The organism is Salinimicrobium oceani (assembly GCF_012037645.1).
Genome location: NZ_JAAVJR010001453.1, coordinates 1 through 306, shown reverse-complemented (window position 1 = coordinate 306; position 306 = coordinate 1). Strand labels below are relative to the sequence as shown.

The window sequence follows — 306 nt, the reverse complement described above, 5'->3', positions numbered from 1 at the left end:
AAATGCCTGCGGAAGCATTCAGCCCGGTCTTTTCCTTTATCTTCTCCCGTATCTCCCGTGCGATAAGAGTGGCGCTGGGGTTTCCTTTTTTGTTTTCGGTGACGTCAAGGTAAGCTTCATCCAGGGAAAGCGGCTCCACCAGGTCTGTATATTCAAAAAAGATCGCCCTAATGCGGTTTGAAATTTCCCTGTACCGTTCAAATCTTGGCTTAACAAAAATGAGATCGGGGCAGTTACGTTTGGCGAGTACGCTGCTCATGGCGCTCTTTACCCCAAATTTACGGGCTTCATAGCTGGCAGCGGCGA

1 protein-coding gene is annotated in these 306 nt (G+C 49.3%); it reads right to left on the bottom strand.

The genetic code is table 11. The annotated features are described in order from the left end of the window. The coding region (locus HC175_RS22605) for a Y-family DNA polymerase (protein ID WP_445326504.1) at positions 1-306 on the bottom strand (306 nt) is incomplete at both ends.